13 protein-coding genes are annotated in these 16,630 nt (G+C 69.3%); 11 read left to right on the top strand and 2 right to left on the bottom strand.

Going from position 1 to position 16,630, the window contains the following annotated elements:
- Positions 1 to 249: 249 nt before the first annotated feature.
- Positions 250 to 645 (bottom strand): outer membrane protein assembly factor BamE, encoded by a 396-nt coding sequence (gene bamE, locus J5226_RS18440; protein WP_215835963.1) that lies wholly within the window; start codon positions 643 to 645, stop codon positions 250 to 252.
- 211 nt (positions 646 to 856) lie between these two features.
- Between bamE and fur the strand changes: the two genes are divergently transcribed.
- Complete coding sequence (gene fur / locus J5226_RS18435; RefSeq protein WP_091801269.1) at positions 857 to 1,258, top strand: ferric iron uptake transcriptional regulator; 402 nt, start codon at positions 857 to 859, stop codon at positions 1,256 to 1,258.
- A gap of 237 nt (positions 1,259 to 1,495) precedes the next feature.
- Here the strand turns inward: fur and recN are convergent, their stop codons facing one another.
- Positions 1,496 to 3,178: a DNA repair protein RecN gene (gene recN / locus J5226_RS18430; protein ID WP_215835962.1), complete on the bottom strand. Its 1,683-nt coding sequence runs from the start codon at positions 3,176 to 3,178 to the stop codon at positions 1,496 to 1,498.
- A 361-nt stretch (positions 3,179 to 3,539) separates the two neighbouring features.
- Here recN and hrcA point away from each other — a divergent pair, with 361 nt between their 5' ends.
- From hrcA to J5226_RS18380, 10 genes are all read left to right on the top strand, one after another.
- Complete coding sequence (gene hrcA / locus J5226_RS18425) at positions 3,540 to 4,592, top strand: heat-inducible transcriptional repressor HrcA (RefSeq protein ID WP_215835961.1); 1,053 nt, start codon at positions 3,540 to 3,542, stop codon at positions 4,590 to 4,592.
- Positions 4,593 to 4,879: 287 nt separating this feature from the next.
- Positions 4,880 to 5,455, top strand: coding sequence for a nucleotide exchange factor GrpE (gene grpE, locus J5226_RS18420; protein ID WP_345778187.1), 576 nt, complete (start codon positions 4,880 to 4,882; stop codon positions 5,453 to 5,455).
- A gap of 199 nt (positions 5,456 to 5,654) precedes the next feature.
- Positions 5,655 to 7,574 carry a molecular chaperone DnaK gene (gene dnaK, locus J5226_RS18415; protein WP_215835959.1) on the top strand — a complete coding sequence of 640 codons (1,920 nt, stop codon included), beginning with the start codon at positions 5,655 to 5,657 and terminating at the stop codon, positions 7,572 to 7,574.
- A 135-nt stretch (positions 7,575 to 7,709) separates the two neighbouring features.
- Positions 7,710 to 8,846, top strand: coding sequence for a molecular chaperone DnaJ (gene dnaJ / locus J5226_RS18410; RefSeq protein WP_215835958.1), 1,137 nt, complete (start codon positions 7,710 to 7,712; stop codon positions 8,844 to 8,846).
- Between the two features lie 152 nt (positions 8,847 to 8,998).
- Positions 8,999 to 9,736 carry a 4-hydroxy-tetrahydrodipicolinate reductase gene (gene dapB / locus J5226_RS18405; protein ID WP_215835957.1) on the top strand — a complete coding sequence of 246 codons (738 nt, stop codon included), beginning with the start codon at positions 8,999 to 9,001 and terminating at the stop codon, positions 9,734 to 9,736.
- 370 nt (positions 9,737 to 10,106) lie between these two features.
- On the top strand, positions 10,107 to 11,234 hold the full coding sequence (gene carA, locus J5226_RS18400) for a glutamine-hydrolyzing carbamoyl-phosphate synthase small subunit (RefSeq protein WP_215835956.1): 1,128 nt from the start codon (positions 10,107 to 10,109) through the stop codon (positions 11,232 to 11,234).
- Positions 11,234 to 11,680: a hypothetical protein gene (locus J5226_RS18395; RefSeq protein ID WP_215835955.1), complete on the top strand. Its 447-nt coding sequence runs from the start codon at positions 11,234 to 11,236 to the stop codon at positions 11,678 to 11,680. The genes carA and J5226_RS18395 overlap by 1 nt, the downstream gene beginning before the upstream one ends.
- Before the next feature lie 7 nt (positions 11,681 to 11,687).
- A complete protein-coding gene (carB, locus tag J5226_RS18390; protein ID WP_215835954.1) occupies positions 11,688 to 14,933 on the top strand; it encodes a carbamoyl-phosphate synthase large subunit in 3,246 nt (1,081 codons plus the stop codon).
- 234 nt (positions 14,934 to 15,167) lie between these two features.
- Entirely contained in the window at positions 15,168 to 15,644 is a 477-nt protein-coding gene (greA, locus tag J5226_RS18385) for a transcription elongation factor GreA (RefSeq protein ID WP_215835953.1), read from the top strand.
- 15 nt (positions 15,645 to 15,659) lie between these two features.
- Positions 15,660 to 16,601, top strand: coding sequence for a phosphoglycerate mutase (locus tag J5226_RS18380; RefSeq protein WP_215835952.1), 942 nt, complete (start codon positions 15,660 to 15,662; stop codon positions 16,599 to 16,601).
- Positions 16,602 to 16,630: the final 29 nt, after the last annotated feature.

The following is a 16,630-nucleotide window of genomic DNA, read 5'->3' as shown; positions in this document are numbered from 1 at the left end:
TTGCGTCGGCGTGCCGTTGCGAAGGCCGCGGCTCGGGCGGAACGCTCCGGCCGCAAAGCGCGTCCCGCGAACCCGCCCGCGAAACGAAACGGCCGCCTCGCGGCGCCGATGCGGAGCGCATCCCGCGAACCGTCCCGAAAGCGAAACGGCCGCCTCGCGACGCCGGCGCGAAGCGCATCCCGCGAAGCGATCCCCCCAAACGAAACAGCCGCCTCGCGGCGGCTGTCGTCGGGTCGGGCAAGGCGCGCCTCAGCGGCGCTTCTTCTTGTCCTTTTCCTTGGCCAGGTTGCGGCCGAACTGCTTGACCGAGGCCGCGGCGATTTCCTTGTCCTGCTCGGGGAAGTAGTCGCCTTCCCACTTGGTCAGGGCGTCGTTCTCGAACCACAGGGTCAGGTTCTTGCGCGAGGTGTGGCCGAGGCGGTCGACGCGCTGGGTCGAGGTGTAGTCCCAGCGGTTCTGGTGGAACGGGTCCTCGACCGACGGCGTGCCGATCAGCACCTGCACCTGCTGCTTGCTCATGCCGGCCTGGAGCTGGTCGACCGCGGTCTTCTCCAGCAGATTGCCCTGATAGATGGGCTGCTTGTAGATGATGCCGCAGCCGGAAGTGACCAGGGCGAGCGAGAGAACGAGCAGGACTTTACGCATCGGATAGAGGTGTCGTCGGCAGTCGAAGGCAACGGGCCCGATGATACACTGAAGGGCGACCCCACCAAGGGCGGATCGCGGCGCGGGGCGGCCCCTCGCGTTCATCCGCCATTCCGGCCCGCCCGCCCAACGCGCCCTTCGCGGCGACGGCCAGCCGGTCTTAACCCGGGCCGGCTCCACCGGTCCACGTCATCGAAGGGACAACGCCCCCATGGAATCTCAGGACCTGCGCAACGCCGGACTCAAGGTCACCCATCCGCGCATGCGGATCCTCGAGTTGCTGGAAAGCGCCAAGCCGCGGCACATGACCGCGGAAGACATCTACCGGATGCTGCTGGAGAAGGGCGAGGACATCGGCCTGGCCACGGTCTACCGGGTGCTGACCCAGTTCGAGTCGGCCGGTCTGGTGCTCAAGCACAACTTCGAGGCCGGCCAATCGGTCTACGAGCTCGACCGCGGCCACCACCACGACCACATGGTCGATATCGACACCGGCAAGATCATCGAGTTCGAAAGCTCCGAGATCGAGGAGCTGCAGCGCAAGATCGCCGCCGAGCACGGTTACCTGATCGAGGAACACTCGCTGGTGCTGTACGTGCGTAAGAAGCGGTGAAGCGGGAGCGGGGAAGGAAGGGAGCGGGGAATGGGGTGATCGTCCTGGCTCCGGCGGCATCCCGGCTTCGATGAAACCGGCTTGGAAAAAAGCCCGCGTGAGCGGGCTTTTTTGTGGGCGAAGCGGCTGGGGTTTCAAGCTTCCAGGCGGATCGAACCGGCTCGCGGCGAACGCACGGCCACCCGCGCCCTCACCATTCCCGGTTCCCCATTCCCCTCATTCCCCTGGCTGCAACCCTCAACTCACATCGGCCAACAACCGCCGCGCGGCCGCCCGCACTTCCTTCGTCAGCTCCACGCCGCCGAGCATGCGCGCCAGCTCTTCCTCGCGCTCCTTCGCCGCCAGCACCTGCACCGCGCTCTGGGTGACGCCTTCGCTGGCGGCCTTGGCGACGCGGTAGTGGGCGTGGCCCTGGGCCGCGACCTGGGCGAGGTGGGTGACGCACAGCACCTGACGGCTGCCGCCGAGCGCGCGCAGCTTTTGACCAACGATCTCGGCCACGGCGCCGCCGATGCCGGTGTCGACTTCGTCGAACACCATGGTCGGCACCGCGTCCAGGCCGAAGGCGGCGACTTCGATCGCCAGCGAGATGCGCGAGAGTTCGCCGCCGGAGGCGACCTTGCGCAGCGGCCGCGGCGGTTGGCCGGGGTTGGCGGCGACCATGAATTCGACGCGTTCGGCGCCGTTCGGGTCGGGCCGGTCTTCTTCCTGCGGCTCGATGTCCACGGCGAAGCGGCCGCCGCCCATGCCGAGTTCGCCGATCAGTTCGGTGGTGCGCGCCGACAGCGAGGCGGCGGCCTCGCGGCGGGCGCGGCCGAGCGCGTCGGCGGCGGCGCGCCACTGCGCGCGCGCGCCGGCGATTTCGCCGTCGAGCTTGTCCAGGCGCTCGCCGGCGCCGCGCAGTTGTTCCAGTTCGGCGGCGACGCCGTCGCGGGTGGCGGCCAGTTGTTCCGGCGCGACCCGGTGCTTGCGCGCCAGTTCGTGCAGGCGGCCGAGCTTGGCTTCGATGCGCTCGAATTCGGACGGGTCCAGGTCGAGGTCGTCGCGCACGCGGTCGAGCAGGGACAGCGCTTCGTCGATCTGGATCGCGGCGTTGTCGAGCAGGGCGTCGACATCGTTGAGGCGCGGCTCGTGCTCGGCCACGCGCTGCAAGTCGCCGCGCACCTGTTGCAAGGTGCGGGTCAGCGACGGGCCTTCGTCGCCGCCGATGCGCGCGAACGCGCTTTCGCAGGCGGCGATCAGGCCGGCGGCGTGGGCGTGGCGGCGGTGGTCGGCGTTGAGCTTGGCGATGGCGTCGGGTTCCAGCGCCTCGCGTTCGAGTTCGGCGTGTTGGTGTTCGAGCCAGCCGATGCGGTCGGAGACGTCGCCCTGGGCGACCAGCCCGTCGCGCTCGCGCAGCAGCGCGCTCCAGGCGCGCGCGGCGGCCGCGACCGGCTCACGCGCGGCCTCGTGGCGGCCGTAGGCGTCGAGCAGGTCGAGCTGGCTGGCGCGGGTGAGCAGCGCCTGGTGTTCGTGCTGGCCGTGGATTTCGACCAGGCGCCCGGCGAGCTCGCCGAGTTGGCCGAGGGTGACGGGACGGCCGTTGACCCAGGCGCGCGAACCGCCGTCGGCGCGGATCACCCGGCGGATCTGGCAGACCGGGGCGTCGCCGTCGCCGGTTTCGTCGAGTTCGTTCTCGCGCAGCCAGACCGCGGCGAGCGGGGCGTCGTCGAGGGTGAAGTCGGCGACCAGTTCGGCGCGGTCGGCGCCGTGGCGGACCACGCCGCTGTCGGCGCGCAGGCCGCCGAGCAGGCCGAGCGCGTCGACCAGCAGCGACTTGCCCGCGCCGGTTTCGCCGGAGATGACGGTGAGACCCGGACCGAAGCTGAGTTCGGCGGCGGTGACGACGGCGAATTGCTTGAGCGAAAGATGGGCGAGCATGCGGCGGCGATTGTGCCTGGGCGGGGCGGCGCCTGGGAATGGGCGCGCGGCGGGAGCGAGCGTAAGGGGTGGGCGGATCAGAGGGTGAGACGGGGTGGGGCGGGCGACAGTATGGCGGCGGCGGATGACGCGCGGTCGCGGCGGCGCGGCAATGCGGACGCCTGTCGCCTTTTCTTTTTCCTCCCCCGCAGGCGGGAGAGGATGCCCGAAGGGGCGGATAAGGGCGCGGCCCTCATCCGCAAGCAAAAAAGGGGCTCAACTCCCGATCGTTCTCCCAATTCCCCTCATTCCCCTGGTTCCCCTCATTCCCAGCCTCGCTCCCCCGCTTGCGCCCAGCCCCCACCGCGCATATATCGCCCCCATGAACCGCCGAGCCAACGACCCCGCCCTCGACCCGCGCGCCCGCCAGTTGCTGCGCGCGCTGATCGGCCGCTACATCCACAGCGGCGAGCCGGTCGGCTCGCAGACCCTGGCCCGGCACGCCGGGCTCGACGTCAGCCCGGCGACGATCCGCAACATCCTGTCCGACCTGGAAGAAGCCGGTCTGCTCAGCGCGCCGCACACTTCCGCCGGCCGCATCCCGACCGCGCAGGGCTACCGCCTGTTCGTCGATTCGCTGCTGCAAGTGCGCCCGCTGCCCGACGGCGAGGTCGCGCGGCTGCGCAGCGAACTGCCGTCCGGCTCGGGCACCCAGGCGCTGCTGGGCAGCGCGTCGGAGTTGCTGTCGGCGATGACCCACTTCGTCGGCGTGGTCAGCGTGCCCAAGCGCGAGCAGTTCGCGTTCCGCCGGATCGAATTCGTGCCGCTGGACGCGCAGCGGGTGCTGGCGATCCTGGTGTTCGCCGATCAAGAGGTGCAGAACCGCATCATCCAGACCCGCCGCCCGTTCGAAGCCGGCGAGCTCGAACGCGTGGGCAACTACCTCAACACCCATTTCGCCGGCCGGCCGGTGGCCGAGATCCGCGCCTCGCTGCTGCTGGAACTGCGCAACGCGCAGACCGAGATGCAGGCCCTGTTGGCGCAGTCGATGGAACTGGCCGAGCAGGCGCTGGCCCCCGACGGCGACGACATGGTCCTGGCCGGACAAACCCGGCTGATGGGCGTGCAGGAACTGGCCGACCTCGACCGCCTGCGCGAGCTGTTCGACGCCTTCGCCCGTAAGCGCGAGATCCTGCAACTGCTCGAACGCACCGTGCGCGCGCCGGGCGTGCGCATCTTCATCGGCGAGGAAACCGGGCTGGCGCCGCTGGAAGGCGTGTCGCTGGTGACCGCGCCCTACGGCGCCGGCGGCCGGGTGCTGGGCGTGCTCGGGGTGATCGGCCCGACCCGGATGGCCTACGACCGGATCATTCCGGTGGTGCAGGCCGCCGCGGACGCGTTAGGGGACGCGTTTGAGCCAACCGAAGGGGACTAAGCCCCGCCGCCCCAACCCCGAAGCCCGTCCCCGCGAGCGCTCGCTCGCGAACGTCCCCGCTCAAACGCGAATGCGCACGTACCGAAAGCGCCTGGGGCTGATCCCCGCCGCCCGAAGCCCGACCCAAGAGCGCTCGCTTATGAAGGCTCCCCGCTCAAACGCCCCCTCGAGCCGAGAGCCCCCAGCCCCCGCCCATTGTCCCAAAACCACCCCCAAACCCCGACGCTCCCCGCCGATCCCGCACGATCGGCGCAGATCACCGCCGTTCCCCCGGCCCCAACACTTGAATGCCGTCCCCCAGGCCCCATAGCTGGCCCTGTCGCGGACGACCGCAAGGAACCAGCATGAACCAAAACGACCCGAACCCCGATCTGACCCTCGAGCCGCAGGACCCGGCCGCCGCCGGCGCCGGCCTGTCCGAGGTCGAGACCTTGCGCGCCGAGCTGAACAAGCTGCGCGAAGACTCGCTGCGCGAGCGCGCCGAACTCGACAACCAGCGCAAGCGCGTGGTCCGCGATATCGAAATGGCGCGCAAGTTCGCCAACGAGCGCCTGCTCGGCGACCTGCTGCCGGTGATCGACAGCCTCGAGGCCGGTCTGGCCGCGGCCGGCGGCGACGCCAGCGCGCTGCGCCAGGGCATGGAGCTGACCTTGCGCCAGCTGCTCAAGGTCGCCGGCGACAACGGCCTGGTCGCGGTCGATCCGGTCGGCCAGCCGTTCAATCCCGAACACCATCAGGCCATGAGCCTGGTGCCGGCGCCGGGCGTGGCGCCGAACCATGTGGTCCAGGTCTACCAGAAGGGCTGGCTGCTCAACGAGCGCCTGCTGCGCCCGGCGCTGGTGGTGGTGGCTCAGGACGCCTGAGCCGGGCTCCGTGCGCGCCGCGGCGGGGGCCGCGCGAGAGGCGCGCGCAACGGGGCCTGAGCGTAGTTTTCGATCCGATCAGGGGCAGGGCACGGGCGCTTGAACTGCCCGGCACCGAGCCCCAAATAACGAACATCGGCGGCCCGCAGCGTTCCGCGCCGCCCCCAACATTCCAGCATTGAGAGAGGGAGCACCACCTATGGGCAAGATCATCGGCATCGACCTGGGCACGACCAATTCCTGCGTCGCCATCATGGAAGGCGGCAAGGCCAAGGTCATCGAGAACTCGGAAGGCGACCGCACCACCCCGTCCATCGTCGCCTTCACCAAGGACAGCGAAGTCCTGGTCGGCGCCTCGGCCAAGCGCCAGGCGGTGACCAACCCGAAGAACACCTTCTACGCGGTCAAGCGCCTGATCGGCCGCAAGATGACCGACGCCGAAGTGCAGAAGGACCTGGGCCTGGTGCCCTACGCCATCGTCCCGCACGACAACGGCGACGCCTGGGTGGCGACCGCCGACGGCAAGAAGATGGCGCCGCAGCAGATCTCGGCCGAAGTGCTGGGCAAGATGAAGAAGACCGCCGAAGCCTACCTGGGCGAGCCGGTCACCGAAGCGGTCATCACCGTGCCGGCCTACTTCAACGACAGCCAGCGCCAGGCGACCAAGGACGCCGGCAAGATCGCCGGCCTGGAAGTCAAGCGCATCATCAACGAGCCGACCGCGGCCGCGCTGGCCTACGGCATGGACAAGAAGGGCGGCGACCGCAAGGTGGCCGTGTACGACCTCGGCGGCGGCACCTTCGACGTGTCGATCATCGAGATCGCCTCGGTCGACGGCGAAATGCAGGTCGAAGTGCTGTCCACCAACGGCGACACCTTCCTCGGCGGCGAAGACTTCGACAAGCGCGTCATCGACTACTTGGTCGACGAGTTCAACAAGGACCAGGGCATCGACCTGCGCAAGGATCCGCTGGCCCTGCAGCGCCTGAAGGACGCGGCCGAGCGCGCCAAGATCGAGCTGTCCTCCTCGCAGCAGACCGAAGTCAACCTGCCGTACGTCACCGCCGACGCCTCGGGCCCGAAGCACCTCAACATCAAGCTGACCCGCGCCAAGCTGGAGTCGCTGGTCGAGGACCTGATCAAGAAGACCATCGAACCCTGCCGCATCGCGCTCAACGACGCCGGCCTGCGCGCCAGCGACATCGCCGAGGTGATCCTGGTCGGCGGCCAGACCCGCATGCCCAAGGTCGGTCAGGCCGTGGCCGAGTTCTTCGGCAAGGAACCGCGCAAGGACGTCAACCCGGACGAAGCTGTCGCCGTCGGCGCGGCGATCCAGGGCGGCGTGCTGGCCGGCGAGGTCAAGGACGTGCTGCTGCTCGACGTGACCCCGCTGAGCCTGGGCATCGAAACCCTGGGCGGCGTGTTCACCAAGATCATCGAGAAGAACACCACGGTGCCGACCAAGGCCTCGCAGACCTTCTCCACCGCCGAGGACAACCAGTCGGCCGTGACCGTGCACGTGCTGCAGGGCGAGCGCGAGCAGGCCCGCTTCAACAAGTCGCTGGCCCGCTTCGACCTGTCCGGCATCGAACCCTCGCCGCGCGGCATGCCGCAGGTCGAGGTGTCCTTCGACATCGACGCCAACGGCATCCTGCACGTCAGCGCCAAGGACAAGAAGACCAACAAGGAACAGAAGGTCGAGATCAAGGCCGGTTCGGGCCTGTCCGAGGAAGAGATCGCCAAGATGGTCGCCGACGCGGAAGCCAACCGCGAGGAAGACCAGAAGTTCCACGAGCTGGTGCAGGCGCGCAACCACGCCGACGCGCTGATCCACAGCACCCGCAGCGCGATCAAGGAGCACGGCGAGAAGATCCCGGGCGAGGCCATCGGCCGCGCCGAGTCGGCGATCGCCGAGCTCGAGACCGCGATGAAGGGCGACGACAAGGGCCAGATCGAGGCCAAGTCGCGCGCGCTGGAAGAAGCCGCGCAGTCGGTGCTGGCCGCGGCCGGCGCCGGTCACGCGGGCGGCGACGCTCCGGCCGGCGACGCCGGCGCTTCGGCCAAGTCCGACGACGTGGTCGATGCGGAATTCACCGAAGTGAAGGACGATAAGAAGTAAGAGCGGGAACAGGGAATGGGGAATCGGGAAGGGTAGGCGCGACCTCGTCGCGGCCTGCCGGACGCCCGGTTCCCCGTTCTCGTATTCGCAGTTTTCGATGCAACGATTCCCACTCTTGGTTCCCGATTTCCGCCGATGAGCAAACGCGACTACTACGAAGTGCTGGGCGTTCAACGCAACGCCAGCGACGACGACCTGAAGAAGGCCTATCGCCGCTGCGCGATGAAGTTCCACCCGGACCGCAATCCCGGCGACGCGGCCGCCGAGGCCTCGTTCAAGGAGTGCAAGGAGGCCTACGAGGTCTTGTCCGACGCGTCCAAGCGCCGGGTCTACGACCAGCACGGGCACGCCGCGTTCGAGCACGGCATGGGCGGCGGCGGTGGCGGCGGTCCCGGCTTCGCCGACATGGGCGATATCTTCGGCGACATTTTCGGCAACATCTTCGGCGGCGGTGCCGGCGGCGGAGCGCGCGGTCCGCGCCGCGGCGCCGACATCGGCTACGTGATGGAGCTGTCGCTGGAAGAAGCGGTCGGCGGCGTCGAGAAGCAGATCGAAATCCCGACCCTGGACGAGTGCGAAACCTGCAAGGGCTCGGGCTCGGCCGACGGCAAGATCGAAACCTGCGGCACGTGCAACGGCCGCGGCCAGGTGCGTTTCCAGCGCGGCATCTTCTCGATGCAGCAGGCTTGCCCGCACTGCAACGGGCGCGGCCAGACCATCGCCAACCCCTGCGGCGACTGCCACGGCCAGGGCCGGGTGGAGCGGACCAAGACCTTGCAGGTCAAGATCCCCGCCGGCGTCGACAACGGCGACCGCATCCGCCTGACCGGCGAGGGCGAGGCCGGCCCGGCCGGTTCGCCGCCGGGCGACCTGTACGTGGAAGTGCGCGTGCGCGAGCACGAGATCTTCCAGCGCGACGGCGACGACCTGCACTGCGAAGTGCCGATCCGCATCTCGCAGGCCGCGCTCGGCGACATCGTGCGGGTGCCCACGCTCGGCGGCGAAGTCGAGCTGCGCATTCCCGCCGAAACCCAAAGCGGCAAGCTGTTCCGCCTGCGCGACAAGGGCGTCAAGTCGGTGCGCAGCCGCAAGCCCGGCGATCTGTACTGCCGCGTGGCGGTGGAAACGCCGGTCAACCTCACCGCCGAGCAGCGCGACCTGCTGGAGAAGTTCGAGGCCACCTTCGTCGGCGAAGGCGCGCGCAAGCATTCGCCGCGTTCCTCGACCTTCATCGACGGGGTCAAGGGCTTCTGGGACCGGATGACGTCCTGAGTCCGGCCGCACGCCGCGATCGCGAACGAAAGAGGGAGCTTCGGCTCCCTTTTTCTTTGCGCGCTTTCGCGCGCGCGCCGCGCACGCGGCGACGACGGCGCGTCGGGCACGCTGCGCTTGTATCGCGACCATCGCGGCCGTAGCCTGCGCGCATGAACGACACCGCCAAGACCCCGATCCGACTCCTCATCCACGGCGCCAGCGGGCGCATGGGCCAGGCGCTGCTGCGGCTGGCGCGCGAACGCGACGACGCGGTCGTGGTCGCCGCCTATTCGCGCTCGCAGCCGGCGCAGCGGGTGATCGACGAAGTGCCGCATTTCGCCGTCGCCGAACTGGCCGGCGCGCCGGAGTTCGACGTCGCCGTCGACTTCAGCCTGCCGCACGGCTTCGACCCGGTGCTGGAACTGTGCGCCGCGCGCGGCAAGGCGCTGGTGTCGGGCACCACCGGCCTGTCGTCGGCGCAGAACGCGGCGATCAACGAAGCCGCCGCGCGCATCGCCGTGGTCTGGGCGGCCAATTACAGCCTCGGCGTCGCGGTGCTGACCGAACTGGTGCGGCGCGCCGCCGCGGCGCTGCCGGGCTGGGACTGCGACGTGGTCGAGGCCCATCACACCCGCAAGCTCGACGCGCCCTCGGGCACCGCGCTGCACCTGGGCGCGGCGGTGGCGATCGGCCGCGGCAGCGAACCGCATTACGCCAGCCTGCGCGCCGGCGACATCGTCGGCGAGCACACCGTGCAGTTCGCCGCGCCCGGCGAGCGCCTGGAATTGATCCACCGCGCCACCAACCGCGACATCTTCGCCCGCGGCGCGCTGGAAGCGGCGGTGCGGGTGGCGCAGCAGGCGCCGGGGCGGTACGGGCTGGCGGAGCTGATGTTCCCGAATCTGTAACGGGGCGAGCCGGGTAGGGCGGTTGCGCCGGGCGGCGAAGGTTCGCGGTCGCGAACGAAACCGCCCGAAGCCCCTGTAGGAGCGGCGCAAGCCGCGACCGCGCCGCCGCGCCCGCCCGATTCAGCCGCGCCTTCACGCGCGGCATTCAGCCCATCGCCCCGATTCCGTTCAGCCAATCGCGCGCCAACCCGCCGGATCGTCATCTCCCGGCCACATTAAGGCTGGCGTCCGGCCCCCATCGCGGATAGAATTCCGGCTCGCCTGAATCCCAACGTCGGACCGGTCCAGCACCGCGTCCGCGCTTTGCTGCAACTGCGTTTTGCCGTTAGCCGCATCGGGATCAGTTCCTCCGGCAGCCAAGGCGACCCCCGTGACCCAACCCGCAATCCTCGCTCTCGAAGACGGCACCGTGTTCGAGGGCGTTTCCGTAGGCGCGCCCGGCCTCAGCGTCGGCGAAGTCGTATTCAACACCGCCATCACCGGCTACCAGGAAATCCTCACCGACCCGTCGTACGCGCGCCAACTGGTGACGCTGACCTATCCGCACGTCGGCAACACCGGCGTGACCGATCAGGACGACGAAGCCCGCCAGGTCTGGGCCTCCGGCCTGATCGTGCGCGACGTGCCGCGCCGCCCCAGCAACTGGCGCAGCCGGATCGCGCTGCCGCAGTGGCTGGCCGACCGCGGCGTGGTCGCCATCGCCGACATCGACACGCGCAAGCTGACCCGTCTGCTGCGCGACACCGGCGCGCAGAACGGCGCGCTGATGGCCGGCGACATCGACGTGGAAAAAGCGCTGGAAGCCGCGCGCAAGTTCCCCGGCCTCAAGGGCATGGACCTGGCCAAGGAAGTCTGCACGCGCGAGCGCTACGAGTGGACCGAAGGTCAGCTCGACCTCGACCGCAACGCCTTCGTCAACGCCGAGCCGCGCTTCCACGTCGTCGCCTACGACTTCGGCGTCAAGCTCAACATCCTGCGCATGCTCGCCGAGCGCGGCTGCCGCATCACCGTGGTGCCGGCGCAGACTTCGGCCGCGGACGTGCTGGCGCTGCAGCCCGATGGCGTGTTCCTGTCCAACGGCCCGGGCGATCCGGAACCGTGCGACTACGCGATCGCCGCGATCAAGGAATTCATCGCCAAGAAGGTCCCGACCTTCGGCATCTGCCTGGGCCACCAGCTGCTCGGCCTGGCGTCGGGCGCGAAGACGCTGAAGATGAAGTTCGGCCACCACGGCGCCAATCATCCGGTCCAGGACCTCGACAGCGGCCGGGTGATGATCACCTCGCAGAACCACGGCTTCGCGGTCGACGAGGCCACGCTGCCGGGCAACGTGCGCGTGACCCACCGCTCGCTGTTCGACGGCAGCAACCAGGGCATCGCGCTCACCGACGCGCCGGCCTTCAGCTTCCAGGGCCACCCGGAAGCCAGCCCGGGCCCGCACGACGTGTCGCCGCTGTTCGACCGCTTCGTCAGCCTGCTCGAGCAGGCCAAGGCCTGATGATCGCGACGCCGGCCTCGCCGCCGCGCCGACGCCGCTGGCGTCTGCGCTTGCTGGCGGCGCTGGCGTTGCTCGGCGCGTATCCCGCGTTCGTGATGATCGCGGTGTACTCGCAGTGGTTCGCGGCGAATCTGCCCGGCGGACGCAACGGCCCGGCCGATGCCTACCGCCACAGCCTGGCCAGCGCCGTGGTCGCCTACACCTCCTCGCCGGTGTGCGTGGAGTGGGTGACCGCGACGATGGAACGGGGCGGCGAAGGCAACCCGAGCCGGGCCATGGACGCCCACAACAACGCGATCGGCGCGCGCATCGGCGCCGCCGCTTCGACCTGGACCGCGATGCAGCGCGAGGTTCGCGCCGCGGTCGATCACGGCGCGATCGACGCACGATCGCCCGAGCAAATCACCTGGCGCGCCCCCGAGACGTGGCAGGACCGACTTTACTGAGGACCTCATGCCCAAGCGTACCGACATCAAAACCGTCCTGATCATCGGCGCCGGTCCGATCGTGATCGGCCAGGCCTGCGAGTTCGACTACTCCGGCGCGCAGGCCTGCAAGGCGTTGCGCGACGAGGGCTACCGCGTGGTCCTGGTCAACTCCAACCCCGCCACGATCATGACCGACCCGAACATGGCCGACGCCGTGTACATCGAGCCGATCAACTGGCAGACGGTCGAGAAGATCATCGCCAAGGAAAAGCCCGACGCGCTGCTGCCGACGATGGGCGGCCAGACCGCGCTGAACTGCGCGCTGGACCTGGCCGACAACGGCGTGCTGGAGAAGTACGGCGTCGAACTGATCGGGGCCAAGCGCGAGGCCATCCGCATGGCCGAAGACCGCGAGCTGTTCCGCGTGGCGATGAGCGAGATCGGCCTGGAATGCCCGCGCGCCGCGGTCGCGCGCACGCTGGAAGAGGCGATCGAGATCCAGGCCACGGTCGGTTACCCGACCATCATCCGCCCCAGCTTCACCCTCGGCGGCAGCGGCGGCGGCATCGCCTACAACCGCGAAGAGCTGATCGACATCGTCACCCGCGGCCTGGAACTGTCGCCGACCACCGAAGTGCTGGTCGAGGAATCGGTGCTGGGCTGGAAGGAATTCGAGATGGAAGTGGTCCGCGATACCACGGACAACTGCATCATCGTCTGCTCGATCGAGAACTTCGACGCGATGGGCGTGCACACCGGCGACTCGATCACCGTCGCCCCGGCGCAGACCCTGACCGACAAGGAATACCAGCGCCTGCGCGATGCCTCGATCGCGGTGCTGCGCAAGATCGGCGTCGACACCGGCGGCTCCAACGTGCAGTTCGGCATCAACGCGCAGAACGGCCGCGTGGTGGTGATCGAAATGAACCCGCGCGTGTCGCGCTCCTCGGCGCTGGCGTCGAAGGCGACCGGTTTCCCGATCGCCAAGATCGCGGCCAAGCTCGCGGTCGGCTACACCCTCGACGAACTGCGCAACGAGATCACCGGCGGCGCCACCCCGGCCTCGTTCGAGCCGACCATCGATTACGTGGTCACCAAGATTCCGCGCTTCGCCTTCGAGAAGTTCCCGCAGGCCGACGCGCGCCTGACCACGCAGATGAAGTCGGTCGGCGAGGTGATGGCGATGGGCCGCACCTTCCAGGAATCGCTGCACAAGGCGCTGCGCGGGCTGGAGACCGGCAAGGTCGGCCTCGACCCGACCGGCCTGGATCTGAGCAGCGACGGCGATCTGGCCGTGCTCAAGCGCGAGCTCAAGGAGCCGGGCCCGGAGCGCATGTTCTACATCGGCGACGCGTTCCGCGCCGGCCTCAGCGTCGAGGACGTGCACGCGCTGTCGTTCGTCGACCCGTGGTTCCTCGATCAGATCGAAGAGCTGATCGCGGCCGAGCGCGAGGTCGCCGAAGCCGGCCTGGGCGCGCTCGACAAGGACCGCATGCGCGCGCTCAAGCGCATGGGCTTCTCCGACGCGCGTCTGGCCCAGCTCACCGGCACCGACGAAACCGCCGTGCGCACCCTGCGCCGCGCCTTCGGCGTGCGCCCGGTGTACAAGCGCGTGGATTCCTGCGCCGCCGAGTTCGCCACCACCACCGCCTACATGTACTCGACCTACGAGGACGAGTGCGAAGCCGCGCCGACCAACCGCGACAAGATCGTCGTGCTCGGCGGCGGCCCCAACCGCATCGGCCAGGGCATCGAGTTCGACTACTGCTGCGTGCACGCCGCGCTCGCCCTGCGCGAGGACGGCTACGAAACCATCATGGTCAACTGCAACCCGGAGACCGTGTCGACCGACTACGACACCTCCGACCGCCTGTACTTCGAGCCGCTGACGCTGGAAGACGTGCTGGAAATCGCCGACCTCGAAAAGCCCAAGGGTGTGATCGTGCAGTACGGCGGCCAGACCCCGCTGAAGCTGGCGCGCGCGCTGGAAGCCAACGGCGTGCCGATCGTAGGCACCACCCCGGACAGCATCGATCTGGCCGAAGACCGCGAGCGCTTCCAGAAGCTGGTGCAGGACCTGGGCTTGGCCCAGCCGCTCAACCGCACCGCGCGCAACCCCGACGAAGCGCTGGCCTTGGCCGGCCAGATCGGCTATCCGCTGGTGGTGCGCCCGAGCTACGTGCTCGGCGGCCGGGCGATGGAAATCGTCTACTCCGACGCCGACCTGACCCGCTACATCCGCGACGCGGTCAAGGTGTCGAACGATTCGCCGGTGCTGCTCGACCGCTTCCTCGACAACGCGGTGGAAGTCGACGTCGACGTCATCGCCGACCGCGAAGGCCGGGTGCTGATCGGCGGCGTGATGGAGCACATCGAAGAGGCCGGCGTGCACTCGGGCGACTCGTCGTGCTCGCTGCCGCCGTACTCGCTGTCGCCGGCGACGCAGGAAAAGCTGCGCGCGCAGGTCGTCGCGCTGGCCAAGGCGCTCAAGGTCGTGGGCCTGATGAACACCCAGTTCGCGATCCAGACCGACGCCGAAGGCAACGAAACCATCTACCTGATCGAAGTGAATCCGCGCGCCTCGCGCACCGTGCCGTTCGTGTCCAAGGCCACCGGCATGGCGCTGGCCAAGATCGCCGCGCGCTGCATGGTCGGGCAGACCCTGACCTCGCAGGACGCGGTCGACGAGATCGTGCCGGACTACTACTCGGTCAAGGAAGCGATCTTCCCGTTCGCCAAGTTCCAGGGCGTCGATCCGATCCTCGGGCCGGAAATGCGCTCCACCGGCGAGGTGATGGGCGTGGGCCAGAACTTCGGCGCGGCGATGGCGCGCGCGCAGGAAGCCGGCGGCATCAAGGCGCCGCCGGTGGGCAAGGTGTTCGTGTCGGTGCGCGATCCGGACAAGCTGCGCGTGCTGCCGGTCGCGCAGGAACTGCTGCGCCGCGGCTACACCCTGGTCGCGACCCGCGGCACCCAGGCCTTCTTCGCCGAGCACGGCGTGGACTGCGAAGTGGTCAACAAGGTCACCGAGGGTCGCCCGCACATCGTCGATCTGATCAAGAACGGCGAAATCGTCTACATCATCAACACCACCGAAGGCCGTCAGGCGATCTCGGATTCGTTCTCGATCCGCCGCGAAGCGCTGCAGCAGCGCGTGACCTACTCGACCACGGTGTCGGGCGCGCGCGCGCTGGTGAACTCGCTCGACTACCGCGGCCAGGGGCCGGTGTGGTCGCTGCAGGAACTGCACGCGCAGATCGGCGCCGGCTGATCGACGCCGGCGCGGCCGCGCCGCGCGTCTTCGAGGGAGGGGCTTCGGCCCCGATGCGTTCGGTCCGGGTCGTCGATCCGGGACGAGCGCCTCGGGCCTGAAGGCCCTCCCGCGGCTTTTCAAGGGGTGTCTTCCGCCGGGCTTCCCCGGCACAATGCCCCCTGGACACATCTTCGAAACATTCGCGCCGGGCCAGCGGATCCGCCCGGCGTCGCACCGCAGAGGAACCAAGGAATGAGAGCACCCATTACCGCCAAAGGCGCGCTGCGCCTGCGCGCCGAACTGGACGAACTCAAGTCGGTCAAGCGCCCGGCCGTGATCAACGCGATCGCCGAAGCGCGCGCCCATGGCGATCTGAAGGAAAACGCGGAGTACCACGCCGCGCGCGAACAGCAGGGCTTCATCGAAGGCCGCATCAAGCAGCTCGAAGCCGAGCTCTCGCACGCGCAGATCATCGACACCAGCACGCTCAACGCCGGCTCCAAGGTGGTGTTCGGCGCCACGGTCGAACTGGCCGACACCGAGACCGACGAAGAGAAGAGCTACCAGATCGTCGGCGACCTGGAAGCGGACATCAAGCAAGGCCTGATCGCGATCTCCTCGCCGGTCGCGCGCGCGCTGATCGGCAAGAACGAGGGCGACACCGTCGTCATCGAAGCGCCGGGCGGCACCCGCGAGTACGAAATCGTCGGCGTCAGCTACGACGGCTGAGCCGCGCTCGCCGCCATGAACCGCGTCGACCTGTTGCTGCCCGCGCGCGAACGCTTCGGCGGCCAACGCCTGGGCGAAGCACTCGGCAAGCGCTTCGGCCGCGCCGACCGCACGGTCGAGGCGGCCGACTTCGCCGCGCGCGCGTTCGACATCCTGCCGCGCGGCTGGCCGGTGGCCGCCGCGACCCGCCAACGCGATGTCGGCGACGCGGCGCACGGCGCGTGGCTGCGCGCCGATCCGGTGTACGTGCGGCCCGACATCAACGGCGCGCGCTTGCTCGCCTACGGCCGCGCGCTGTCGTTGAGCGAACGCGACAGCGCGGCGCTGCTGCCCGCGCTCAAGCCCTTGTTCGGCGATGCCGGTTTTCCGATCGACGCGCCCGCGCCGGACCGCTGGTACGTGGCGTTGCCGCGCGAAACCAAATTGCCGCGCTTCGTTTCGCCCGAGCAAGCGCTCGGCGAAGACCTGTTCCAGCACTTGCCCATCGGCGAAGGCGCCGAAGGCCGCCGCTGGCGCGCGCTGCTGAGCGAGGCGCAAGTGGTGCTGCACAACCATCCGCACAGCGCCGCGCGCGCCGCCGCCGGCTTGGCGCCGATCAATTCGCTGTGGTTCTGGGGTGCGGGCCTGCTGCCCGACCGCGTGCATTGCGATTACGCCGGCGTCTACAGCGACGACGAAGCGCTGACCGCGTTCGGCGCACAGGCCGGCATCGCCACCGGCGCCTTGCCGGCGAACTGGAACGAGCCGGCGGGCGAGGGCGCGCGCTTGTTCGACCTGCGCGCGCAACGCGATCTGGCGCTGATCCAGCGCGATTGGCTGCAACCGCTCGCGCAAGCGCTCGACCGCGGCGCGCTCGCGCGCGTGGCCGCGCTATGCGCCGACGGCGAGCGTTTCGAGCTGGCGCGCTCGCAGCGCTGGCGGTTCTGGCGCAAGCCCGTGCGTTCGCTGCTCGATTGAACGCCACCGCGCCCCTCGCGTTCGCGGAG

It is taken from the genome of Lysobacter sp. K5869 (genome assembly GCF_018847975.1).
GTDB lineage: Bacteria > Pseudomonadota > Gammaproteobacteria > Xanthomonadales > Xanthomonadaceae > Lysobacter.
This window is presented reverse-complemented; position numbering and strand designations above follow the sequence as displayed.